The sequence below is a fragment of the Candidatus Kryptonium sp. genome (genome assembly GCA_025060635.1).
Lineage (GTDB): Bacteria > Bacteroidota > Ignavibacteria > Kryptoniales > Kryptoniaceae > Kryptonium.
In genome coordinates this window covers 230,159-255,404 of sequence record JANXBN010000001.1, presented here as the reverse complement: position 1 = coordinate 255,404, position 25,246 = coordinate 230,159, and the positions used below count along the sequence as shown (strand labels likewise).

The 25,246-nt window shown below is 36.8% G+C and carries 22 protein-coding genes; 11 read left to right on the top strand and 11 right to left on the bottom strand.

Features of this window, described 5'->3' with window-relative positions; all coding sequences use genetic code 11:
- Positions 1–2: 2 nt before the first annotated feature.
- The 4 genes from NZ923_01275 to mraZ all read right to left on the bottom strand — a co-directional run bounded on the left by NZ923_01275 (position 3) and on the right by mraZ (position 3,687).
- Positions 3–1,931, bottom strand: coding sequence for a transpeptidase family protein (locus tag NZ923_01275; protein MCS7228650.1), 1,929 nt, complete (start codon positions 1,929–1,931; stop codon positions 3–5).
- Positions 1,932–2,023: 92 nt separating this feature from the next.
- Positions 2,024–2,311 carry an FtsL-like putative cell division protein gene (locus NZ923_01270; GenBank protein ID MCS7228649.1) on the bottom strand — a complete coding sequence of 96 codons (288 nt, stop codon included), beginning with the start codon at positions 2,309–2,311 and terminating at the stop codon, positions 2,024–2,026.
- 6 nt (positions 2,312–2,317) lie between these two features.
- Positions 2,318–3,244, bottom strand: coding sequence for a 16S rRNA (cytosine(1402)-N(4))-methyltransferase RsmH (gene rsmH, locus NZ923_01265; GenBank protein MCS7228648.1), 927 nt, complete (start codon positions 3,242–3,244; stop codon positions 2,318–2,320).
- Positions 3,241–3,687, bottom strand: a complete 447-nt coding sequence (mraZ, locus tag NZ923_01260) for a division/cell wall cluster transcriptional repressor MraZ (protein ID MCS7228647.1) — start codon at positions 3,685–3,687, stop codon at positions 3,241–3,243. The genes rsmH and mraZ overlap by 4 nt, the downstream gene beginning before the upstream one ends.
- A 224-nt stretch (positions 3,688–3,911) precedes the next feature.
- Between mraZ and lexA the strand changes: the two genes are divergently transcribed.
- A complete protein-coding gene (gene lexA, locus NZ923_01255) occupies positions 3,912–4,541 on the top strand; it encodes a transcriptional repressor LexA (protein ID MCS7228646.1) in 630 nt (209 codons plus the stop codon).
- On the opposite strand, the gene mfd is transcribed toward lexA, so the two are convergent.
- Genes mfd through mnmE form a run of 5 tightly spaced genes read right to left on the bottom strand, consistent with a single transcriptional unit; the run spans position 4,491 to position 12,814 of the window.
- Positions 4,491–7,751, bottom strand: a complete 3,261-nt coding sequence (mfd, locus tag NZ923_01250) for a transcription-repair coupling factor (protein ID MCS7228645.1) — start codon at positions 7,749–7,751, stop codon at positions 4,491–4,493. The genes lexA and mfd overlap by 51 nt on opposite strands.
- 5 nt (positions 7,752–7,756) lie before the next feature.
- Complete coding sequence (gene murQ / locus NZ923_01245; GenBank protein ID MCS7228644.1) at positions 7,757–8,698, bottom strand: N-acetylmuramic acid 6-phosphate etherase; 942 nt, start codon at positions 8,696–8,698, stop codon at positions 7,757–7,759.
- A gap of 1 nt (position 8,699) precedes the next feature.
- Positions 8,700–9,452, bottom strand: coding sequence for a 16S rRNA (guanine(527)-N(7))-methyltransferase RsmG (gene rsmG, locus NZ923_01240; protein MCS7228643.1), 753 nt, complete (start codon positions 9,450–9,452; stop codon positions 8,700–8,702).
- A 27-nt stretch (positions 9,453–9,479) separates the two neighbouring features.
- A complete protein-coding gene (gene mnmG / locus NZ923_01235) occupies positions 9,480–11,369 on the bottom strand; it encodes a tRNA uridine-5-carboxymethylaminomethyl(34) synthesis enzyme MnmG (protein ID MCS7228642.1) in 1,890 nt (629 codons plus the stop codon).
- Between the two features lie 50 nt (positions 11,370–11,419).
- Positions 11,420–12,814, bottom strand: a complete 1,395-nt coding sequence (mnmE, locus tag NZ923_01230; protein ID MCS7228641.1) for a tRNA uridine-5-carboxymethylaminomethyl(34) synthesis GTPase MnmE — start codon at positions 12,812–12,814, stop codon at positions 11,420–11,422.
- Positions 12,815–13,024: 210 nt separating this feature from the next.
- Here mnmE and NZ923_01225 point away from each other — a divergent pair, with 210 nt between their 5' ends.
- The 5 genes from NZ923_01225 to NZ923_01205 are packed head-to-tail and all read left to right on the top strand — an operon-like array spanning position 13,025 to position 19,433.
- The gene (locus NZ923_01225) at positions 13,025–13,645 is read left to right on the top strand and encodes a TetR/AcrR family transcriptional regulator (protein MCS7228640.1); all 621 of its coding nucleotides are present in this window, start codon (positions 13,025–13,027) and stop codon (positions 13,643–13,645) included.
- Between the two features lie 55 nt (positions 13,646–13,700).
- Positions 13,701–14,987, top strand: coding sequence for a TolC family protein (locus NZ923_01220; GenBank protein ID MCS7228639.1), 1,287 nt, complete (start codon positions 13,701–13,703; stop codon positions 14,985–14,987).
- Positions 14,984–16,024, top strand: a complete 1,041-nt coding sequence (locus NZ923_01215) for an efflux RND transporter periplasmic adaptor subunit (GenBank protein ID MCS7228638.1) — start codon at positions 14,984–14,986, stop codon at positions 16,022–16,024. The genes NZ923_01220 and NZ923_01215 overlap by 4 nt, the downstream gene beginning before the upstream one ends.
- Before the next feature lie 20 nt (positions 16,025–16,044).
- Positions 16,045–19,143 carry an efflux RND transporter permease subunit gene (locus NZ923_01210; GenBank protein MCS7228637.1) on the top strand — a complete coding sequence of 1,033 codons (3,099 nt, stop codon included), beginning with the start codon at positions 16,045–16,047 and terminating at the stop codon, positions 19,141–19,143.
- The gene (locus NZ923_01205) at positions 19,140–19,433 is read left to right on the top strand and encodes a hypothetical protein (protein MCS7228636.1); all 294 of its coding nucleotides are present in this window, start codon (positions 19,140–19,142) and stop codon (positions 19,431–19,433) included. The genes NZ923_01210 and NZ923_01205 overlap by 4 nt, the downstream gene beginning before the upstream one ends.
- Positions 19,434–19,464: 31 nt before the next feature.
- Here the strand turns inward: NZ923_01205 and NZ923_01200 are convergent, their stop codons facing one another.
- Together NZ923_01200 and NZ923_01195 are read right to left on the bottom strand one after the other, a co-directional pair.
- The gene (locus NZ923_01200; protein ID MCS7228635.1) at positions 19,465–20,250 is read right to left on the bottom strand and encodes an SDR family oxidoreductase; all 786 of its coding nucleotides are present in this window, start codon (positions 20,248–20,250) and stop codon (positions 19,465–19,467) included.
- Between the two features lie 28 nt (positions 20,251–20,278).
- Positions 20,279–20,536, bottom strand: coding sequence for a hypothetical protein (locus tag NZ923_01195; GenBank protein MCS7228634.1), 258 nt, complete (start codon positions 20,534–20,536; stop codon positions 20,279–20,281).
- Between the two features lie 223 nt (positions 20,537–20,759).
- On the opposite strand from NZ923_01195, the gene NZ923_01190 reads away from it, so the two are divergent.
- From NZ923_01190 to NZ923_01170, 5 genes are all read left to right on the top strand, one after another.
- Positions 20,760–21,113 (top strand): hypothetical protein, encoded by a 354-nt coding sequence (locus NZ923_01190; protein MCS7228633.1) that lies wholly within the window; start codon positions 20,760–20,762, stop codon positions 21,111–21,113.
- Positions 21,114–21,208: 95 nt separating this feature from the next.
- Complete coding sequence (locus tag NZ923_01185) at positions 21,209–21,796, top strand: Maf family protein (protein MCS7228632.1); 588 nt, start codon at positions 21,209–21,211, stop codon at positions 21,794–21,796.
- Positions 21,789–22,733, top strand: coding sequence for a flippase-like domain-containing protein (locus NZ923_01180; GenBank protein MCS7228631.1), 945 nt, complete (start codon positions 21,789–21,791; stop codon positions 22,731–22,733). The genes NZ923_01185 and NZ923_01180 overlap by 8 nt, the downstream gene beginning before the upstream one ends.
- Positions 22,726–23,547 (top strand): purine-nucleoside phosphorylase, encoded by an 822-nt coding sequence (locus tag NZ923_01175; GenBank protein ID MCS7228630.1) that lies wholly within the window; start codon positions 22,726–22,728, stop codon positions 23,545–23,547. Before NZ923_01180 ends, NZ923_01175 begins: the two co-directional genes overlap by 8 nt.
- On the top strand, positions 23,544–25,241 hold the full coding sequence (locus tag NZ923_01170) for an alpha/beta hydrolase-fold protein (protein ID MCS7228629.1): 1,698 nt from the start codon (positions 23,544–23,546) through the stop codon (positions 25,239–25,241). Before NZ923_01175 ends, NZ923_01170 begins: the two co-directional genes overlap by 4 nt.
- The last annotated feature ends 5 nt before the right edge of the window (positions 25,242–25,246 follow it).

Sequence of the window (25,246 nt, the reverse complement as noted above, 5' to 3'; positions counted from 1 at the left end):
GTTTATTTTAAATCATCACGACAATAGAGAGTACACTCAGTCCCGGGCTTTATCTTCGTCCCCGGTTTTGGAACTTGATCCACGACAATTCCAGAACCAACGATATTGACTTTCATATCCAAGGCCGAGACCTTTTCAAGCGCCGAGCGAACGCTTAAATTTTTTAAATTAGGCATCAATCTATTGTCCATAGTTTTTTTCACATCATCATCTTTTCTCTCTTTATAAGGGCTTCCCTGAGTTTTGTTCAAAACATAACTTTTCTCTTCCGATTCAACACTAATTAGCGAAATCTTTGATAATTGTTCGGCAATTCTTTTGAAAACAGGTGCTGCGACAACGCCACCAGCATAATTTTTCTTTGGAGATTCAAGCATAACAAAACAAACATATTTTGGCTTATCAACGGGGAAAAATCCAACAAATGACGCACGATAATGCGTCTTTGAATAAAAACCGAATTCGTATATCTGCGCTGTTCCTGTTTTTCCAGCAACTCTTAAACCATCAACCCTCGCTTGGATTCCTGTGCCCTCATTTACAACCTTTTCAAGGATGTTCTTTAAAATCTCTGTTGTCCTTTCCGAAATGACCCTCCTGACTTTGATCACTGGAAAACTCTTAACAATTTTACCCTCCGAGTCAAGTACCTTTCGCACTAATCTTGGTTGAATTAAAATTCCACCGTTTGCGATGCTTGCGTAAGCCATTGTAATTTGAAGTGGCGTTGCTCTCAGCTCATATCCAAAAGACAGGTAAATTTTCGTTGCTGGGGACCATTGATCAGGAACTTTAACCTCACCTCGCTCCTCAGCTGGAAGCAAAATTCCAGTGTAAGTTCCGAAGCCAAAGTTCTTTATATGTCTGTAAAATTCAACTTTATCAAGCTCAAGTCCCAACTTGGCTATCCCTATATTGCTTGAATACTTCAAAACTTCCTCAAAACTCAAAACTTTATTCGGTTTAAAGTCAACGACCTTAACTCCTCTTATCACGCTTTCCCCACCTTCCGCATCAACTTTTGAATATAACTTTGTAGGATCCTTTTCAAGTAAAAGTGAAGATGGGACAATTTTAAATGTTGAACCTGGCTCAAAAGCGTCAACAATAGCTCTGTTTTTGAAACTTTCTGAATCAAAAAGCCAATAGTTATTTGCATCAAAATTTGGATAATTTGCCAATCCAAGTATATCACCCGTCCACGGATCAACAACTATTACGACACCGCTCTTGGCTTCAAATTCTTTTACTGCCCTCTCAAGTTCTTCCTCAATTATTGTTTGAACGCCTACATCAATAGTTAACTCTAAACTATATCCATCAATTGGTTCAACTTTCTCAACTCCACCAGCTGCTTTGATATCTCCGAGTGCATTTCTTGTCAATTTCATATATCCATCCTTACCTTTTAAAATCTCATCAAATTCAAGTTCAATTCCCATCAATGCCTTACCATCAGTATTTACCACACCGAGCACATGGCTTGCAAGTTTGTCATACGGATAATATCTTTTGAACTTTTCTATTTTAATTAGCCCACGATAAATTTCCCTCTCGCGACGCGTTTTTAATGCATTGATAAATTCATCAAACTTTGCGATTTCCTCGCTCGTTGCATTTCTAACAAGCCAAACAAACCTCTTTTTGCTTTCTTTCAACTTCTCAATGTAATATCTTTTCTCTCCCCCGAAAATTTTCACGAGGTTTTCCGCAATTTTATCTACATCAGCACCGATCTTCTTTAGATAAAATGGATCTGCAGCTATATCAGATATTATGTGATTCGTCACAAGAATCCGTCCCTCTCTATCAAATATCAACCCGCGCTTCGCTGGCAAGGTTATCTTGGTAAAATACTGAACATTTGAAATAGAAGCATAATAATTATGATCAAAGATTTGAACCTTAACAAGTCGCAAAACAACAAGCACGACAAAAATCACAAAAAGATAAAACAAAAAATCCAATCGCCTTCTGAAAATTACCTCCAAGTCCTTCAAGGTGCTATTTTTGAACTCACCAATCACTTTCTTACTATAATTTCTTTCGGATTTTCTCTTGGAAAAGTAAGCCCAAGTTTCTGCTTCGCATATGGAACAACATAATTAACCGAGACAAGTTTTTCATATCTTGCTTCAAGAATCAACTTTTCTACATTTAACTGCTCAATCTTTCGTTCAAGTTTGATAATTTCATCGGTTCGTTTATCAACAATGTAAGAATTCCATATATACGCAACTATGATTGCACCACTGATCAGGAGAAACAACAAAATTTTTGCTCCACTTATTTTATCCTTCTCCTTGCTCATCTGAATTTAAATTGATTTTTCTCCGGCTCTTAATTTTGCACTTCTTGCCCTCGGATTTAAGCTTATTTCATTTTCGCTTGGCACGATCGGCTTCTTCGTTAAAATTTTTATAACTTGAACTTTTCCACAGATACATTCTGAAGCGCCAGATGAACAAACACACTTTTTCTCGTTTTCTTTAAAAAATGTTTTCACAATTCTATCCTCAAGCGAATGATACGAGATAACAACAATCCTTCCGCCTCTCTCAAGAACATCTATAACTGACTCAAGCGCAATTTTTAAGTTATCAAGCTCTTTGTTCACCGCAATTCTCAAAGCCTGAAAAACCCTTGCGAGAACTTTCAATCTGTATTTTTTGCTCGCAACTTTATCAATTATCTTCACAAGCTCACTCGTGGTTTCTATCTTTTTTTTCCTTCTGTATCTTACAATCTCCTTCGCAATTGCTCTAGCTTTTGGTTCCTCCCCAAATTTGAAAATTATGTCAGCAATTTCCAGTTCAGAATAATTGTTTAAAATATATTCCGCTGTCAAGTCTGAAGATCTATCCATCCTCATATCAAGCTTGTCTTCATATCTGAAGCTGAAACCTCCTCCATAGTCAAGTTGAAAAGATGAAACGCCAAGATCAAGCAAAAAGCCTGTTATTTTCTCTATTCCGAGTTCTCTCAAACTATCTTTAATGTCCGCATAATTTTTGTTAAGGATCACAACTCTGTCTTTAAAGATTTTTAACCTTTCACTTGCAAACTCTATCGCTTTCGGATCAATATCAAAGCCAATTACCTTCGCTTTCGTTCTTTTTAAAATTTCTTCGGCATGTCCTCCGCCTCCAATGGTTCCATCAACATAGATCCCATCGTCACGAGTTATCAAAAATTTCATAACTTCATCAAGCATAACAGGTATGTGGAAAAACTTTTCCGTCATTTTAATCCCAAAACTTTTTCTGCAATGCTTTCGTAACTTTCAGGTTGAGTGTTTACATACTCATTAAAAACTTCCGGGTTCCATATCTCAATTCTATCAAGTGCTCCTATGATAAGTGCTTCTTTGTCAATTTTTGCGAACTCAAGAAGATTTTTAGGAATCATTATTCTTGATTGATTATCAAGCGTAACCTCAACAGCCCACATTAAAAGAATTCTTATCAGAAGACGATGTTGCGGATTAAATGTATTTAATTCTTTTAACCTTTTCTCAAGTTTTTCCCATTCATCAAGCGGAAAGAGAAAAAGACAAGTTTCAGTACCTCTCGTTATTACAAATGTCTCGTTTGCTTCTGGCGAAAGATATTTCCGCATTCTTGCAGGGATACTCACGCGTCCTTTCTCGTCCACTGCGTATATGTAACTTCCTTTGAATGACGACATAGAAAATTTAATTTTTTACCACAATTTACCACAATTTACCACAGCACTTTAAATATAAGTTTTTATATCATTCAGTCAAGCCCCTATGGCATTTTGCCTCGCCAAAAGCGTTATTTCGTATTTACAAAAAATCTTCCTGAAAGAAATTTAATATCTCACTTGATTTTTGAACAAATGTTCAGTATATTGAGGCAAGTAAAAACCGAAGGTCAGAGAGGTTGAAAATGAAGAAAACGCTAACCGAAAAGCAAAATCTAATTCTTGAGTTCATCAAAAAATACACGCTTGAAAACCAAAAACCACCAACGATACGAGAAATCTGTAAAAAATTTAACTTCAAATCAACAAATGCCGTCTACTCAATCCTAAAGTCGCTTGAAAAAAAAGGATACATACAGCGAACGAATCTTAAGTCAAGAAACATAAACATCAACGACTTTAAACTTAACGAATCACATAACGAGTTTAAAGAAATACCTTTAATTTCAACATTTGATGCTCAAAATCCTTTAGCGATGTTTGCCAACTTGAGTGGGACTATCAAACTTGATCCAAAATTGTTTAGTTTTTCCCCACAATTTGCTCTTGAGGTCCCAGATGATGGAATGCAAAAAGATGGAATCTTCAAGGGGGACATCGCTATCGTAACACAAAATCAAAACATAAAAAACAATTCAATTGTGTTCGCCGTGGTTGGTAGCGAAGGGCTAATCCGTCGCTATAAAAACGATAACGGTGAAATTTACCTACTTCCGTCAAGCAGGGGTTACGAAACTTTGAAATTCAATGAAGGGGACAAAAACTTATGGATTGGCGGCGAGGTTTCTTTCATTATTAGAAAATTGAAAGAATAACTCTTCAAGCAAACCGTAGAACTTCACGAGATTTTGCCTTGCTGAAATTGAATACTTAAATCTTAACAACAACTTCATATCCTTGCCACTCTTTTCAAACTTTACACTTGCACCTCTTGAAAAAACATCAACAATGTCTCTAAAAACTTCCGATTCCATCACCTCATTTCGCAAACTTACAACAACATAATCCCTCCCTATTTCAACTCGCTGAATGTAGTTTTTCTCGCTCAAATGCTTTACTTTCGCAACAAGAATTAAATTTTCAACTTCTTCAGGTGGCTTTCCAAATCTATCTTCAAGTTCATCTCTTATCGCCTCAATCTCTTCAAGGCTTTCAGCATCGTATAGTTTCTGATAATAATTGAAACGCTCAGAGTCAGAATCAATGTAATAATCCGGGATGAAAATGCTCAAATCAACGGAAACAATCGCATCAAATTTCTTCTTTAACTTTTTCTCATTCTTGAAAATATCTTTAAACTCCTGTGCTTTCAATTCCTCCACCGCTTCCTCAAGGATTTTACAATAGAGGTCAAAGCCAACAGAGTTTATAAATCCCGTTTGTTCCTTTCCAAAAAGATTCCCAATTCCGCGAATTTCCATATCTTTCAGAGCGAGATTTAATCCAGAACCAAGTTCTGTGAATTCTTCAATCGCAGATAATCTTCTAATTGCGTTTGTCCCGATCGTTTCAACAGGTGGTATCAAAAGATAAGCATACGCTTGTCTATTTGAGCGTCCGACCCTTCCGCGAAGTTGATAAATTTCTGCAAGACCGAATGTATGAGCATTGTAAATGAAAATCGTATTTACATTTGGAATATCTATCCCCGCTTCAATTATTTTAGTTGAAATCAAGATGTCAAACTTCTGCTCAAGAAATTTCAACATCACCCTTTCAATTGCGGATGGTTTCATTTTCCCGTGAACAACATCAAACTTTAACTCTGGGACGATTTCCTTCAAAAATTTTGCAATATCCTCAATCTCAGCAATTTTATCAACCACGAAATAAACTTGTCCTCCTCTGCTTACCTCATAGTAAATTGCATTCTTCACGATATCTCTAAATTTTGGTGAATCCAAAGTTATTATTTTTGTAATTATCGGAAGCCGATTTGGAGGTGGTGTATTAATTATTGACATATCTCTTGCACCCATAAGTGAAAAATACAGTGTCCTCGGAATCGGAGTAGCACTTAAAGTTAAAGTGTCAACATTAACCTTCATCTTCCTTAATTTTTCCTTCGCTTCAACCCCAAATCTATGTTCTTCATCAATAATCAATAAGCCAAGATCCTTAAACCTGATATCATTTGAAAGCAACCTATGTGTCCCGATAATAATATCAATTTCACCTCTTGAAAGTTCTTCAACTATTTTCACTTGTTTTGCTTTTGGGATCAATCTTGAAATGACCTCTATCCTCACTGGATAGTTTTTTAATCTTTCTGTAAATGTCTTATAATGTTGATGTGCAAGAATTGTCGTGGGGACCAAAACCGCAACTTGCTTTTTGTCAAGAACAGCTTTAAAGGAAGCTCTAATAGCAACTTCAGTTTTCCCAAATCCAACATCTCCACAAATTAATCTATCCATCGGTTTCTCGCTTTCCATGTCTTGCTTAACTTCAATTGTTGCCCTTCGTTGGTCAGGAGTATCTTCGTAAATAAAAGATGCTTCCATCTCTTTCTGTAAGTAATTATCGGGGGAGAATTTAAAACCTTTCACATAACTTCTCTTTGCATAAAGCCATATCAGATCCCTTGCGACTTTTTTTATGCTATCTTTTGTTCTTTCTTTGAGCCTTTCCCACTCCGCTGAGCCGAGTTTATTTAGCTTTGGAACAACACCTTCCTCACCACGATACTTTTTTATCCTGTTGATGTAATTTAAATTCACATACAGAACTCCATCATCGGCATACTCAAGTCGGACTGCTTCCTGCTCAACCCCGTTTATCTTAATCTTTTGGAGCCCTGCAAATTTACCGATTCCATAATCAACATGAACGACGAAATCGCCAATCTTTAACATATCAAGCTCGTGAAGCGTTATCCCCTTAAATTTTCGGTATTTCAGGAAATTTCTCGCTTTTATCCTGTTAAAAATCTCATGCTCTGTGAAAACAGCAATTCTATCTTTTGTGAGAATAAAGCCCAAATTTAACGATTTTTCCATAAAACGAACCTTCATCGCTTCATCAAATCCCATTGTCTCCTCAACAAGATCTCTCATTCTTTCCATCTGATCTTTTCCATCACAAAGGAGATAAACCTCAAAACCATTTTTAAGCAACCTTGAAACTTCATCTGAAAAAAGGGTCATACTGCTGTTGAAAAATGGCTGTGCCTTTGAGGAAAAATCAATAACATTTTCGCTTAAATCCCCAGCTTCAAGTCGTAAGATATTGATAAGTTTTCTACATCTGATCTCGTCAAATATGTTTTCATCAATTGCTTGAACCACAAGATTTTTATCTTCAACAACGCAAATAGAACCATCTAATAATTTTGAAACCTTAATCATCTCAACATTTGCGTTCCTAATTTTCGGAACTATGATCGTACGATTCAGATTGCGCAGAGATCTTTGAGTGAAAATATCAAATTCCCTTATTGATGCGATTTCATCGTCTAAAAATTCAACTCTTATAGGATATTCGCCTATAAACCCGAAAACATCAATTATGCTTCCCCTTGTGCTGTAATCTCCTCTTGACTCAACATATTTCTTTTTCTCAAAGCCACTTTTAGCGAGAAAGGAAACAAAATGCTCGTAATTTATTTTCTCCCCAACTGAAATTGGCAAGGAAAAAGTGTTAAAATCTTTACTTATAGGAACTTCCTCATCAACTTGTTTTACAGAAAGAATGATAATTTTCTCTCCACGAGCATATTCATAAGCAAATTTCACTTTCAAAACATCAATATCATCAGCAAGCATATCTTCATCTGGGATGAATTCAAAAACTTTGTCATCACCGATAATAAAATTCAAATCGTCCGCGATCTTGCGCCCAAATTCTTCATCTTGAACAAGGACGATAACCTTTTCATTTAAAACACGATATAGGTGTGCCACAACGAAACTGAAAAAAGAACCGGCGACATTTTTCAAATTTATTTGATTATCCTCGCTTTCGCTCAAAAATCTATCTAATTTTTCAAACTTATCTATTTTGAAAATTCTCTCTATTAAGTCCATCGCTGCTAAATTTTTATCAAAGTTTTTCCTTCAATTGCAGCTCTTACAAATCCATCCGCTTTTCTCAATCTCTCTCGGGCTTCTTGTGCTGAACAGCCAGTTTTTATCATAACTATGGCGGTTTTTGCATGTCCACCAGCTTCTTTTAAGTATCTCTCCGCTGTTTCATAATCAACACCCGTAACAATCATGACAACTCTTTTCGCTCTTTCTTTTAACTTCTCACTTGTCATTTGAAGATCAACCATCAAATTTTCATAAACCTTTCCGAGACGGATCATAGCAGTTGTAGAGATCATATTTAAAATCAATTTTTGTGCTGTTCCTGATTTCATTCGCGTTGAGCCCATAATTACCTCTGGCCCAACTTCAGGACATATGGCTACATCAACAAATGGATAGTTAAATTGATTTCGTGGATTTGTTGTTATGAAAATTGTTTTTGCACCGAGTTCTTTTGCTCTTCTAACCGCTCCAACGACATATGGGGTTCTTCGGCTTGCTGCTATTCCACAGACGACATCTTTCTCGTTAACATTTTTTGCTTCTATGTCCCTTGCTCCATCTTCTTCTCTATCCTCTGCTCCTTCCTGAGCTCTGAAAACAGCTTCCGGACCTCCAGCAATTATACCTTGAACCATTTCAGGATCTGTACCGAATGTCGGTGGACACTCGGCTGCGTCCAAAATTCCGAGCCGTCCACTTGTTCCAGCGCCAACATAAATTAATCTTCCGCCTTGTTTAAATGCTTGGACGACAAGTTCAACTGCTTGTGCGATATAAGGTATCTCTTTCTCAACGGCATAGGGAACTTTTTTATCTTCGTCGTTGATGATTTTTAAAATCTCAATAGTTGACTTTGAATCAATTTCCATGCTTGCAGGATTTCTTTGCTCGGTTGTTAAATTTAAAAGTTCATCAAATAGCTCTTTGCCGGATTTTGCCATTTTATACCTTTTTTGTTCTTAATCTTAACAAGACAATTTTTTTATCTTCAAAACCTACTTTTTCAGCTCCGTTAAAGTCCAAGTCAAAAACTTCAACATTACAAACGAGCGATGTTTTCATAGCATCGTTAATTTCTTTTTCAACATCTCCTCCTTTAAAAGCGAGCAAATAACCTGTGTGAAGATAACGCTTTGACTCTATTTTTTCCAAGATTTTTTCTGGGAAATTTTCAAATTTTAAAAATTCTATAGACCACCTTACGAGTTTCTTTAACTCAGCAACAGCTCTACATAGGACGTAGTCAAATTTACCCTTGAACTCGTTTAGTTTAGAAATTTCTTCTGCTCTTCCCCAAATTGTTTTTACATTTTTAAGCCCGAGATTCTTTACAATATCACTTACTGCTTCAATTTTTTTTCTTGTCCCATCTAATAGGACGAAGTTTGAGTTCCTCTTTAAAATTGCCCATGGTATGCCTGGCAATCCGCCACCTGTTCCTAAATCAAGTATCGTAGAACCTTCCTTAATTTCAAATTTAAACAGAGGTGAAATGCAATGGAGTATATGCCTCCCCCAGATGTCGCTTTCTTTCCTTGAGATTAAATTTACTTTCTCGTTCCAATATCTTAACAAAGAGACATATTCCTTTAAGAGTTCAGATTCAACTGCGCCAATTTCCAATCCATTCAATTTGCAAATACTTATGAATTCATCAAATTCCATCGGTGCAACGGTTTTTAACTTAAATCTCAAACCAAAAATGTTTCACGTGAAACACTTTTAACCTTTCAAATAGACCATCAACACTGAAATGTCAGCTGGCGAAACACCTGAAATTCGCGAGGCTTGACCTATAGACCTTGGCCTTACCTTCATTAATTTTTCTCTCCCTTCCGCCGAAAGCGATTTTACCTTTGTATAATCAAAATCCTCTGGAATCTCCATTGATTCGTATTTTTCAAATTTCTCTATTTCCTCAAGCTGTCTTTGAATGTATCCTTCGTATTTTATTTCAATTTCAACTTGTCGCAAAACATCTTTCCTTCTCAAAACTTTTTGCAAGATGGTGTCGGATTTAAATGCCTCAAGCTCAAAAAGTTCAGATATATTCACTTCAGGTCTTTTTATTATTTGCTCAAGCTTTTCATTTTGTTCAAGCTGTTTTGAACCTATCCTCTCAAGATAGGAATTGACTTCAGATGGTTTGACGCTTCTGTTCTTGATAAAGTAAAGCGCTTCTTTGATCATTTCCTCTTTTTCAAGCAATCTTTGATAAACATCTGACGGGATAAGACCAAACTTATAACCATATTTCATCAACCGTCTATCCGCATTATCTTGTCTCAACATCAATCTGTATTCAGCTCTTGATGTAAACATTCTATAAGGCTCATCTGTCCCTTTATTTATCAAGTCATCAATTAAAACTCCGATGTAAGCTTCGCTACGCTTGAGGATAAACTCACCTTCACCTTTGATTTTAAGAGCTGCGTTTATTCCAGCGATTATCCCCTGCGCAGCTGCTTCTTCGTAGCCGGAAGTCCCGTTTATTTGTCCAGCAAAGTAAAGTCCCTCAACAAGTTTTGTTTCAAGCGTCAATTTCAATTGATGAGGTGGGAAGAAGTCATATTCAACGGCATATCCAGGGCGAAGCATTTTTACATTTTCAAGCCCAGGTATTGATTTTAAACCTTCAAGTTGAATTTCAACAGGCAAACTTGTTGAGAAACCATTGACATACATAACATGCGTATCTCTTCCCTCTGGCTCAAGGAAAATTTGATGTCTTTCTTTATCTCTAAAGCGATAAACTTTGTCTTCAATTGATGGGCAGTATCTCGGACCTCTACCTTTTATAAGCCCTGTGAAAAGTGGAGAACGAACAAAACCTTTTTCAAGAATTTTATGAGTTTCTTCGTTCGTATAAGTTAAATAACAAGGGATTTGGTCTTTAATGATTTCCTTCGTTTGAAACGAAAATGGTTCAGCATCAGGATCACCAGGTTCAACTTGAACTTTTGAATAATCAACTGTTCTTGCATCTATCCTTGGTGGAGTTCCTGTTTTCAACCTTCCACTTACGAATCCAAGTTTCTCTAAAGATTCGGTGAGCCCGGTCGCTGCAGGTTCTCCAAATCTTCCTCCAACTCTACTAATAAGTCCAGTATACATCTTACCATTTAAAAATGTACCTGCTGCAATTATCAAAGCCTTGCAAGCGATTTTAATATCAAGTCCTGTTCTAACTCCGACAACTTTGCCATTTTCTACAAAGATATCCGTCACGACATCTTGCATTATATCAAGTCCTTCTTGTGCTTCTACCCTCTTTCTTGCTTCTATTGAATACATTTCGCGATCGTTCTGAGTCCTTAATGACCATACCGCAGGACCTTTGGACTTATTTAAAACTCTATACTGAATTGCTGTTGCATCTGCGATCTTACCTATTTCTCCGCCGAGAGCGTCAATTTCCCTTACTAAATGTCCCTTAGCGGTTCCGCCAACTGCTGGATTGCAGGACATTCGCCCTATAGCAGTTATATCCATGGTCATCAGGAGTGTTTTCATTCCCATTCTTGCGGAAGCAAGAGCTGCTTCTATTCCAGCATGACCGCCACCGACGACTATGACATCGTAAATTTCATCTATGGTTGGATTTATTATCATCGCTTCTTTTGAAAAATTTGTTTTCAAAATGTTTCACGTGAAACACTTTTTTATTTACCGATACAAAACTTTGAGAAAATGTTGTTTAAAATGTCATCTGTTGTGACTTCTCCAATTATCTCACCAAGGTGATTTAAAGCGGATCTTAAATCCACCGCAACAAGATCTCCACTCATTCCTTCTTCAAGCGATTTGAGAGCGTAAAGCAAACTTTGCTTCGCCTTTACAAGAGCATCACGATGTCTTACATTGGTAACAACAACGCTTGCATCTGTCCTGTTCGTCCCAAGGAAAGATTGCTCAACCATAATTTTTTTAAGCTTATCAAGTCCATGTCCTGTTAAAGCGGATATATGAACAACAGGAAAATCTTCAAACATTTTTTCCGTCTGAAGTCCTTTGCCATTTAAAAGATCAACTTTGTTAAATACAACTATGCATTTTCTCGCTTCATTTGCTGCAAGATTTAAAACCCTGTGATAAAGTCGCATATCACTTTCATTGATCTCATCAGTTGAATCTATTACAAGCAAGATCATATCCGATTTTTTCAACTGTTCTTCCGCTCTTCTAACTCCTTCTTGTTCAATTACATCGTATGTTTCCCTTAAACCTGCTGTATCTATAACTCTGAAAAGAACGCCATCTATGTTTAAACTTTCCTCAATTATGTCTCTCGTCGTTCCTGGTATATCGCTGACGATCGCCCTGTTTTCATTTAACAGCGCATTTAGTAAACTTGATTTTCCAGCATTTGGTTTCCCTGCGATGACGACCTTTATTCCCTCACGATAAATTTTACCATATTTGAAAGTCTCTATCAATTCTTCAATTTCAGATATAGCGCTTCTGATCTTGCTGGCAAGTTCTGGTTTGTCAACGAATTCAAGATCCTCATCTGCAAAATCAAGTTCAAGCTCAACAAGCGAACATAGATTTATCAATTCCTCACGCATCTTTTTTATCTTTCGTGAAAGCGAACCCTCAAGTTGAGAAAGTGAACTCTGATAAGCAAGATCTGTCGCCGACCGAATCAAATCAGCTATCGCCTCTGCTTGAGATAAATCAATTTTACCATTCAAAAAAGCTCTCTTTGTGAACTCGCCCGGTTGAGCGAGGCGCGCTCCAGCTTCAAGAATTGCTTCAAGGACTTTCCTCGTAACAAAGATCCCACCATGACAACTTATCTCAACGACATCCTCACCAGTATATGAGTGAGGCGCCCTAAAAACAGTTGCAACCACATAGTCAACTACTTTCCCACTTAAGTCAACCAAGCTTCCATAATGTGCAGTGTGAGATTTAACTTCCTCAAGTTTTCTCTTACCTCTGAAAACTTTATCTGCAATCTTTATCGCGTCCTTTCCACTTATCCTTATAACAGAAATTCCTGCTTCCCCAATCGCTGTTGAAATCGCAGCGATTGTATCCTCAAGATATTTCATTTCTCCTGGAGTAAAAAGTTTGATTGGTTTATTTCAATTTAAAAAATTAGTCCTTTAAAATCAAAAAGAGACAAGATTTGCCAGCGCCAAAGTATATCGCAGCCTCGCTTTGTTAAACTAATGAGTCAAATTTAAACATAGTTAGTCAAAATTTGACTTTTCGGTCAAAATGTATTATATTTAGTCAGTTAAAACTTAAAAAATCTTAAAATGTCAAAGTCAAAAAGGCGTGAAATAATAAGAGAACGACACAAACAGGAAATAATTGAGTCAGCGCTCTACTTGTTCGGCAAAAAGGGATACAAGGACACGACGATTGAGGAAATAGCAGAACACGCACAGTTTAGCAAAGGTGCTATCTATTTCTACTTTTCAAGCAAGAAACAACTTTTTGATGAGATCTTGAAAAGCCTATTTGACAAGGTTCAATCGTTTGCAGATGAAGCACGAGCTCACAAAGGTGATGCTAAAGAGAAATTAAGAACATATGCTTTAAAACTTGTTCATTTCTTTTTAATTGAAAACCGATATTCCTTCCTTGTGATGATGCAGGCAATCATGCAGATGGAAGCTGAAGAAAAGGAAACGACGAAAAATTATGTCATGGAACGACTTCATCAAATCTCAAAAACGCTTACTGATATCATCAAGGCAGATATAAAAACTGGGAAATTGAAAAACATAAACCCAAACATCGTCATAATAGCTTTTAACGGAATGTTAAGAGACATAATTTACGGCTGTCTAACCGAAAACGGAATTGATATGAAACCCGAGGAAATGGTTGATACGATTCTTACAATAATTTTTGACGGAATCTCAAAAAAATAAATAAGACAAAAACATGAAGCGACTGATATTTTTACTTATTTTCCCCGCTTTTTTGTTGGCGCAATCAAAGATATTAACTATTGATGATGCGATAAAAATCGCACTTGAAAATAACAACCAAGTGAAAATTGCACGACTTGAGCTTGTCAAGTCAGATGAGAAACTTGTAGAAGCGCGATCTGCTTTGATCCCGCAAATTAGTGCTTCTGGAAGTTATTCAAGATATTTGAAAAAGCCAGTGTTGTTTCTTCCACCCGATTCACCATTTGGAAGACTAACCGGTGGAGTAATTGAGATAGGATTTGATAATTCCTACATTGGTTCGCTCAATCTTCAAATGCCCATTTTTTCATGGGCTGTTTACGCAAGTATAAAAACGGCAAACAAAGGACGAATGATTGCCGAGCAAACTTACAAAAGCGCGTATCTTAAAACGATAAGTGATGTCAAAAAAGCTTTCTACGCTGTCTTACTTGCAAAAGAAGCCCTTAAAATAACTCAAATGAGAATTGAACTTGCTGAAGACAATTTGAAAAATGTTGAAAAAATGTATCGTCAAGGTGTTGCTTCTGAATATGATTACATTAACGCACAAGTTCAATATCAAAACTTACAACCACTGCTCATTCAATCGGAAAATAATCTTGAGCTTGCGAAAAATGCTCTCAAACTTGTGATCGGAATTGATGTCAAAGAAGACATAGATGTGATGGGTGAATTGAAGGCTGACAATTTTGAGGATATTGATTACACTCAATTGTTTAAAGACCTACTTGAACACAATCCTGAACTAAAACAAGTAGAATACCAAGTTGATCTTTCAAAGGATATTGTCTCACTTGAATTATCTGGACATCTTCCCTCGCTTTTCTTCATAGGGAATTTTCAATACCAAGCGCAAGCAAATGATTTCAACTTTAATCGGTATAGATGGATAAGAACGACATTTGTTGGATTGCAAATTCAAATTCCTATTTTCAGAGGTTTCGGAACTCAGGCCAGAATTGGACAAGCAAAAACATCGCTACAGCAATCAATGGAAAGATTAATTTTCACTAAACAAGCACTTGAAAACGAATTGAAAAATACCATATACAAAATTGAGCAATCTAAAAAAAGAATTGAAGCTCAAAGGAAAGCTGTTGAGCTTGCTGAACTCGGTTATAGAATAGCAAGAAAAAGATTTGAAAGTGGTGCTGGAACACAACTTGAAGTAAGCAATGCAGAGGTAAATCTTGCGCAAGCGCGATTGAATTACCAGCAGGCGATCTACGATTATCTAACTGCTCTGAGCGATCTTGAGAGATTAACAGGTAAAACAAACTATTTGGAGGAGAGATGAAGAAAATTCTATTAGGCACTTTTTTAATAACAATGTTAACAATCATACATGGTTGCGCTTCAAAAAATGAAAACCAAAAGACAAATGATCCTATTGATGAAGCAGTCCCTGTTAAGGTCGCAAAGGCGATAAAACGAGATTATGATATTGTGCTTGAATATGCTGGAACAGTTGAACCTTATCAAAAAGCCAGAGTTGGGGCACAAATGTCTGGAACGATTGAAAAGATTTATGTAAAGGAAGGTGATTTCGTGAGAGAGGGACAAATTCTTGTTCAAATGAACACCCAACAGCTAACACAAGCAAAAATACAGTTTGAACTTGCCGAATCTGATTATAAAAGAATGAAATCGCTTTTTGAAGCTGGTTCAATCCCAGAACAACAACTTGAAAGAGCAAAGGCAAATTATGAAGCTGCGAAGGCTTCATATGAACTTATGCTTTCAAACACGCAAATCCGCGCGCCATTTGATGGAATAGTGACAGAAAAGCTAATGAACGAAGGCGAAGTTTTCACGCTTGTGCCAACTGGAGGTGGAAGTCCAGGTATAATTACGCTTATGCGAATGGATCTCGTGAAAATTAAATTAAACATCGCTGAAAAAGATTTTCCGCTGATAAAACTAAATCAATCCGCTGAAGTTGTGATTGATGCATATCCAGACAGAATTTTTATCGGGAAAGTTGTTCAGAAGAATCCCGCTGTAAGTGCAATCACAAGGACATTTACCGCTGAAATTGAAGTCCCAAACTCTCAACTTCTATTGAGACCTGGTATGTTCGCAAGAGTTAGAATAAAAGTTGGTCGCGGTCAAGGGATCATTATCCCAGAATCCGCAGTTGTTCCTCTACCTGGTTCAAATGTGAACTATGTCTTCGTTGCTAACAAAGATGTTGCCGTAAGAAGGAATATAACAATTGGGAAAAAGTTTAATGGCGAAGTTGAAGTGTTAAGTGGTGTTTCCGAAAATGAATTAGTTGTGATATCTGGGCAAACCAAACTTTCAGATGGGACAAAATTAAAAATATTTGAATAAAAATTCAGGAGGTTCAAAAGATGAGCTTACCAAAATTATCTGTAAATAGACCCGTTAGCACTATAATGTTTTACATAGCCCTTGCAGTTTTAGGGGCTTTCGCCCTTTCGCGTCTTGCTATAGATCTGCTTCCAAAGCTTGAACCACCAGCGGTAAGCGTCGTCACGATTTATCCAGGCGCTTCAGCAGAAGATGTAGAGCAAAAGGTAACGAAACTCATTGAGGATGAAGTTAGCACGATAAACAATGTCACAAAAGTCACATCAAGCTCAAAAGATAACATTTCAATCATAACTATAAACTTCAGATGGGGAACCAACATCGCAGAAGCAACAAATGATGTAAGGGACGCAATAGATAGGGTAAAGAGAAGATTACCTGACGATGCTCAGGAACCATCAATTTTTAAGTTCAGCACATCAACTTTTCCGATCATGTTAATCGGCATAAACTCAAACGAAAGCTATCCTGGGATCAACAAAATCATAGAAGACAAGATAGCTCAACCATTAAGACAAGTTCCCGGAGTTGGCTCAGTATTTTCGGTTGGTGGACCTCAGCGCGAAATTTTAGTTAAAGTTGATCCGAAGAAACTTGAGGCTTATAACTTAACAATTCCGCAGATAGCACAAATACTTAACGCAGAAAACTTTTCCTTGCCAGCAGGTGTAATTAAAGTTGGAATGAAGGAATACAGCGTCCGAGTTCCTGGTGAATTTAAATCAATAGATGAAATCAAATCAGCTGTGATTGGTAATTACCAAGGTGCTCTCGTTTATTTAAGAGATGTTGCAGATGTCATTGATACGATAAAAGAGCAAACCGTATATGTCAAAATAAATAATGAACCAGGAGTTTTACTTTTCATTCAAAAGCAAGCAACCGCGAACACAATTGAGGTAGTTGATGCAGTTAAAAAAGCACTTTCCGAAATTGAAAAAACTCTACCGAGAGATGTAAAACTTAACATAGCTTTTGACTCTTCTGAGTTCATCAAAAATTCAATCAATAACCTGCTCAATGCAGTTTCTTATGGTGCGATATTTGTTATACTTGTCGTCATTCTGTTTCTAAGAAAGATAAGGGCAAGTTTGATAGTAATTTTAACGATCCCCTTCTCACTTGTAGTTGCTTTCATCACTTTATATCTAATTGGCGGAACAATAAATTTAATCTCACTTGCATCCCTTGCAATCGCTATAGGAATTGTTGTTGACAACGCTATAGTTGTTCTTGAAAACATAACACGACATATTGAGCGTGGCGAAAACCCAAAAGTAGCTTCTGTCATAGCTGCAAATGAAATTGGGCTTGCAATTTCAGCATCATCACTTACAAATGTGGCTGTATTTCTACCGCTTGCGTTTTTAACTGGAGTTGCCGGATTTTTGTTTAGAGAGCTTGGAATCCTCGTGACCGTGATGGTTTTAACTTCATTAATCGCTTCGCTGACTTTAACGCCAACGCTTTCCTCAAAATGGCTCAAGAAACAAGAAAGAATAAAGAGCAAATTGCTTTCCAATCTCTTTGATAAAAGCGAAAGATGGTTTCAGGCAATAGAAAACTTTTACGAAAAGACCATAACTTGGGTTCTAAAGCATAAAATTTTAGTTGTGTCCGTTGCTTTGTTTGTGTTTCTCGGTTCATTTGTGTTATTTAGATTCGTTGGTTTTGACTTTTTCCCAGCAAGCGATACTGGGCAAATTCAAATAATTGCTCAATTACCTATTGGAACACGAATTGATGAAACGATAAAGGTCGGGGAACAATTGCAAAAGATTATGCTTGAAGAGATACCTGAAAAGTGGCGACGATATATTTTCATGAGAGCTGGAACAACAGAGCAAGGTTTCGCAACGATAACTGGACAAGTTGAAGGAAACAATGTCGTAACGGTTGGTGCAAGGTTAGTTCCATTAAAGGAAAGAGGTGTTTCTATTGAAGAAATTGCTGAAAAACTTAGAAAAAAAGCGGAGCTAATCCCAGGAATTGAGAAACTTGAAATCTCTCGTGGCTCCGATTTTCAAGCGGTGCTTTTCGGTGGCGGAAAACCTCTAACGGTTGAAGTCGTAGGTTTTGATTTAAACTTAACAGCACAAGTTGCGGAAAAAATTAGAGAAGAACTTGAAAAAATCCCCGGTGCAAAAGATGTCCTGGTCGGAAGAAGTGGACTCTCACCAGAGATAAGGATTGAAATTGATAAACAAAAAGCTTCCGCCCTCGGACTTAACACAACAATCATCGCAAGCACAATTAGATCAAGCATCTATGGACTTAAAGCAACCACTTACAAAGAACTCGGAGATGAATACGATATAACGATTCAGCCAGGCGCTGACTTGAGAAATAGCATTTCGTATATTAGTGAAATTCCAGTTCGCACTATTTCCGGAAATGTGATTAAGATAAAGGATGTCGCAAGAATTTATGAGGCTTATTCTCCAATTGAAATTCAACACAGAGACAGACAGCGAATTATAACAGTTGGAGCAAATGTTGAGGGTAGAGCATTGGGTGATGTCACAAGAGATTTGCAAGAGCGAATTTCAAAAATTGATATACCACCAGGTGTTGAGATAAGATTTGCGGGTCAAGTTGAAGAACAAGCAAAATCTTTCCGAGATCTTTTCCAAGTTCTGATTCTCGGTGTGATATTAACATACATTATAATGGCTGCTCAATTTGAATCACTACTTCATCCTTTTGTAATAATGTTTGCAGTTCCATTTGCGTTCACTGGTGTTGTTTTAGGTTTGCTTGTTTTTGGAGTTCCGTTTGGTCTTACAGCTTTTATGGGTTTGATAATTCTTGTTGGAATAGTTGTTAACAATGCCATTGTTCTCGTTGACTATACAAATCTTTTAAGAGCCCGTGGATATAAACTTTACGATGCTATAATAACAGCTGGTAAAACACGATTGCGCCCTGTCTTAATGACAACGCTTACGACAATTCTTGGAACCTTGCCGCTTGCAGTTTTTAAAGGAGAAGGCTCTGAATTATGGCGTGCTCTTGGGATAACAGTACTTGGCGGTCTTTCATTTTCAACATTGATCACACTTGTGCTCGTTCCAACTATATATTCAATCTTTGAACAAAAAAGGATAAATGTCAAATGAAACTTGTAATGCTTATTTTTAATCAAGCGATTGAAGGAGAAATTGTAGAAATTCTTGATAAACTAAACATTCGCGGTTTCACGCAGATAAATAATGTTTACGGAAGAGGTTCAGATAAAGGAGTACCTCATTTCGGAACACATGTATGGCCAGAAATCAACACAATTATATTAACTGTCATCCCGGATGAAAAGTTGGACAGCCTTTTAAACGAAGTGAAATTTTTGAACAATAGATTTGAAGATGAAGGATTGCATGCTTTTGTTTTGAATGTTGAACAGATGATATAAAAAAGGCGGGCTTTGTGCCCGCCTAATTAAACTATCCAGCGATAAACTCTCCACCATCAACACCGATGATATTTCCCGTAACCCAATGCATATCTTCATGACTTAAATGGACAATCGCCTTTGCGACATCTTCAGGTGTTGTTAATCTACCGGACGGATTTCTTTTAAGAGTGTATTCTATCATTTTCTCGTTTCCTGGAATTTTCCTCAAGGCAGGCGTATCTGTGACCCCGGCTCTTATTCCATTAACTGTTATACCATATTTCGCAAGTTCATAAGCAAGTTGCCTTATGTGGGATTCAAGCGCAGCTTTTGCTGCGGATACAGGTCCATAATATGCCCAAACCCTTGTTGAACCTTCACTTGTCATGGCAAAAATTCTCGTGCCTTTCCCGATCAACTTGCGATGAAATAAATCTTGAACCCAGTAAACCAAACTGTTCGCCATTACATCAAGCGTCATTTCCATTTGTTTAGGCGTAATTTGTTCATCTGGATTTTCTGAAATATATGGTCTCAATGTTCCAAAGGCGAGCGAATGAAGAACAACTTTTATGATTGATGGCTCCCCTGCAAATTTTTTCTCAATTGCATCAATAACTTCTCTCCTTTTTTCATGATCAGCAGCATTGACATTAAAAAATTCAACCTCAACTCCGTTTTCTTTTATTTGATTTATTACTCTTTCAACATTTGGCATAGTAGTAGCCCTATCAAGGTGAACTCCAAAGATGTTGTATCCATTTTTTGAAAGTTCAATCGCAGTGGCAGCTCCGAAACCGCTTGATGAACCAAGAATTAGAGCCCACTTTTTCATTTCTTTCTCCAGTTTAATTTAAAATATTTTAAAATCCCTTTTCTTTTAACCGCTCCTTTATAATTTTTATCGCCTCTTCTTCTGATATATGTAATCTTGCCCTTGCCATCTTTACCGCCATTTCCAGCGATTCAACTTTCCCCGTTAAATAAAGCCAAACATGGTATCCAAGGCGATTTATATCATTTGGTTCTTCGGCAGGTATGTTTTCAACGCTTGAGTATGCGATTTTCTCCGGGCTATCGGCGGGAAATTCCTTAATCGGAGATGGAGCTTTTGTGGTCATAAAACTTCCTTTTTTTGCAAATTTTACGATTTTATTATGAAAATTTCAAATTTAACGAAAAGCATAATGTAGAGACATTCTCTTGCGATTTTATTTGCGAACACTCCCAAATGTGCTTAACATCACTTGATTTTGTGCAAAAATGTTATTAACTTTGATTTGAAAAACAAATTAAAAGTGATTTATGAAAATCGCACTTTTTCTATTATTAATTTTTGCATTCGTGTTTGCATTAGCTAACTCGGTGGTTGAATACTTCACTGCACAAAGCCAGAACGATAACATCATAGTTAGATGGAAAACATCTGATGAAACAGGGGTTCAAAAGTTCATACTCGAAAGAAGCGTAAACCAGATAAATGAATTTACAAAGCTTGCTGAGATAAATCCTAAAGGAAATAATTCAGTTTATGAATATGTTGATGCGTCGGCGTTTAAGCAAACGGGCAACATCTACGCTTACAGATTGCAAGTTGTAAGAAATAATGGTTCATTCTATGTTGGACCTATAACTGTCCTTCACAGAGTATCAAGTGTCAAAAGAACTTGGGGAAGCATAAAAGCGATGTTTAGATAATCCCAATTCCTTGAATTGAATTTAACATTTTCATTTTTTAATTTTAATCCCGACCTCGTGTCGGGATTTTTTATTAATAAACTATACCTGAAAACATGCTAAAAATAAATAAACTCGTCGTTCTTGCTTCAGCGTCGCCCAGGAGACAAATCCTCTTGAAACAAATCGGTTTAAACTTCATCGTGCACCCAAGTGGAGTTGATGAAAACTCAATTCATTCACTACCACCTGAAGCATATGTCCTTACCCTTTCAAGGAAAAAAGCAATTGAAGTGGCAAAAAATTACAACGACGCCTTGATCATTTCAGCTGATACGATAGTGGTTCTTGACGGTGAAATTATCAATAAACCCAAGGATTCGGAAGATGCTAAAAATATGTTAAGAAAATTGTCTGGTAAAACCCATAAAGTTTATACCGGCTTCACAATTCTTGACACAAAAACGAATAAAATTTATTCAGATTTTGAAGTCACGGATGTTAAATTTAGGGAAATAGATGAAGAAGAAATTGAAGAATATGTCGCAACTGGTTCACCTCTTGATAAAGCAGGTGCTTATGGAATTCAAGATGATTACGGCGCTGTGTTTGTTGAAAAAATAAATGGATGTTTCTACAATGTCGTCGGATTCCCGCTTACAAAATTTTACCTTGCAATGAAAAAGTTTTTATCAGATGATTAAAAATCTTCACAAGAAAATTCTCACAGCAATTTTAATCAGTATTTTAATCCTTGCTCTCCTAACGATTTACGCTGACCTAAATAAGCTCATCGTGAGCTTCAAAAATTTTAAATGGTTTTTTATAATTCCCGCTTTAATTCTTTCGCTATTAAATTATCTCGTGCGCTTTTTTCGCTGGGAATTTTATCTAAAGAAGCTCGGTATAAAAATTTCAACCTCTAAAAATTTTCTCATCTTCTTAAGCGGTCTCACGATGTCAATAACCCCTGGAAAATTCGGAGAAGCTTTAAAATCATATCTTTTAAAAATCACGGATAATGTCCCGCTTTCACGCTCCGCCCCAATTGTCGTGTTTGAAAGAATAAACGATTTCATAGCTTTTGTAATTCTTGCTCTTTATGGTTCTCTCTATTTCAACTATGGCAGAGAAATTGTTGTTAGCGTTGGATTTGCGGTAATCACTGGGATTTTCATATTTAGTAAAAAAGAAATCGTCCATTTCTTAATTGAGAAGACAAGAAAAGTTTTCGGCGATAGATTTACAGCTAAAGTTAACACTGCTTATAACAATGCAATTGAATTATCCGATTTTAGAATTTTAGTTCCAATGATTTTGATCTCAATTCTATCATGGTTTTTTGAATGCGTAGGTTTTTACCTCGTGATTTATGCGTATTCAATAGATGTTTCACTTGATCTCGCAACTTTTATTTATTCTTTCTCCACAATTGCTGGTGCTATCTCAATGTTGCCGGGCGGACTTGGACCAACGGAAGGAAGCATGACGGCTCTTTTAGTCCTAAACCAAGTTCCGAAAGAGATTGCTGTTGCAATTACGATAATAATTAGATTTGCAACGCTTTGGTTTGCTGTCTTGCTCGGATTAATCGCTTTATACTTACTCCAGAAAAAAATTGGAAAGATTGAAAATGTTTGAAAAAGTAAAAGAAAGCGTGAACTCCATCAGGATAAAAACAAATGACTTCAAACCAGAAATAGCAATAATCCTTGGTTCAGGGCTTGGGGATCTTGCAGAAGAGTTTGAGGACAAGATAAAAATTAAAACCGTTGATATCCCAAATTATCCAATTTCAACAGTTGAAGGACACGCTGGAAATTTGGTCTTTGGTAAACTTAAAGATGTGAATGTCCTCGGATTTCAAGGAAGAATTCATTTTTACGAATCTGGAAAAATTGAAAATGTCATTTATCCTGTTCTTGTGGCATATGAGCTTGGGACGAGAATTTTAATTGTGACAAATGCAGCGGGTGGGTTAAATAAAAATTTTAAACCTGGTGATCTGATGGTTATCGCCGATCATATAAATTTTATGTTCCTCAATCCACTAAAAATCTTCCGAGCTGATACAAGATTTAACAAACCAGCTTACGATGAAAATCTGCGCAAGATAGCAATAAAAACCGGGATTGATCTTTCCTTGCCCGTGCGTGAGGGAGTTTACTGTAGTGTTCGCGGTCCAAACTATGAAACACCGGCAGAAGTTGAAATGCTAAAAAAGATCGGAGCTGATGCGGTTGGGATGTCAACTGTTCCAGAAGTTATAACAGCAAATTATCTTGGAATGAGGGTTCTCGGAATTTCATGCATAACAAACTACGCAGCTGGAATAAGCCCAACGAAACTTTCGCACGAGGAAGTTACAGAAGTAGCACAAAAAGTTAAAAATGAATTTTCACTTTTAATCAAAGAAACAATCAAAAAAATAAAAGAGAGCGAGTTGAAAACATGAGAATTCTTCTAACTGCATTAATCTTTTTGTTTGTTTGGGGTTGCGGAGGAAATACAAACCAAAAGGTAAACAATAAACATAGCACCGAGCGGATTGAATTATCTGGAAAGTGGCTTTTCAGAATTGGTGATAATAAAGAATGGAGCGATGTGAAAATAGACGAATTCGGTTGGGTTGAGATTCAAGTCCCTTCGCAGTGGGAAAAACAAGGCTACAACTTTGACGGCGTCGCATGGTATAGAAAACATGTCAAAATACCTTCATCGTTTAAAGACAAAAAAATTTATCTTTATCTTGGCAAAATTGATGACAATGACAAAGTTTATTTCAATGGTGAACTAATAGGTATTACAAGAGGCTGGACACAGGAAAGATTTTACTTTATCCCAAATGACTTGATAAAGTATGATGAGGACAATGTAATAGCCATACGAGTTGAAGACCTTGGATTTGGTGGCGGAATCTATGAAGGACCGATCTTGATCGTCTCAAGAGATGAACTTTGGCGAATGAGAGGTGAAAATAAAAAAATGGCAAAACCAGATGAATACAACGCTGTCTTCTTAACAGTTAAAATCATGGACACGCTCCTGACAACTGGAAAATTCGCTTCATATCTTGCCTTCATAAGCCCAACTTTTAGAGAAGACGAAAAAGTTTATACGATTTGGAAAAGGGAAATGGGACAAATCAGCAATTTTCTAACTGAAAACAGATACTCAATTGGTTATGTTGATTTCAAAGTTTATCATTCACCTGAAAATGACAGCATCCTCGTTGCGGATTATGTTCGTTTGATCAAAGATACACTTGGACTTGTTAAATTCAGCGATGAACAGGTGAGATATTTCAAGATTGAAAATGGAGCTTTGATTGAAATTGGGAACAGAAGCAGATTTTTCAGAACAAAGTTCTATTCACGATGGCTCCAAGAGGAAAGAAATCTTTATGTTTATCTTCCACCAAGTTATGATATTGACCTTGGCAAGCGTTATCCTGTTTTATATTTATTGCACGGATACGGCGGAAGCGATGAGTCCTGGAAATACGATAACATCAATTTAATCGTTGATAGTTTGATCAACATCGGTAAAATAGTTGAAATGATAATAATCATGCCCGACGCTGACACATCATTTTATGTGAATTCAAAGGATAAGAAAAGAATGTATGAACAATATATAGTTGAGGACCTAATAAATTATGTTGATGCCACTTTTCGCACGATACCATATCGTGAAACACGAGCAATTGATGGTGTCTCAATGGGTGGAGGTGGAGCAATGCGGATTGGCTTGAAATACTTTGATAAGTTCATATCTATTGGCAGTATGATGGGAGCTCTTGATGTCCCATTTGAAAGGGTGAAAAATAGAACTTACATTCACGCTGGCGATTCAATTTACTGGCGCTCAATTCAACCAACATCAATCGCACAGGAATTAACAAAGCAACATTTTGATAGTTTATACATATTTTTCTATGTTGGGGATAAGGATTGGCTTAAAGATGGAAATTTGAAAATGCACGAGATATTGAAAAGCAAAGGAGCAAGACACGAGTTCAAAATCTATCCTGGCGAGCACAACCGCGATTTTTGGTTTTCTCACTTCACCGAAAATTTAATCTTTCACTCAAATAACTTCTACAAAAGCAAATATGTGAAAATTAAAGAAAGATTAAAAACACAGTGAAAAAA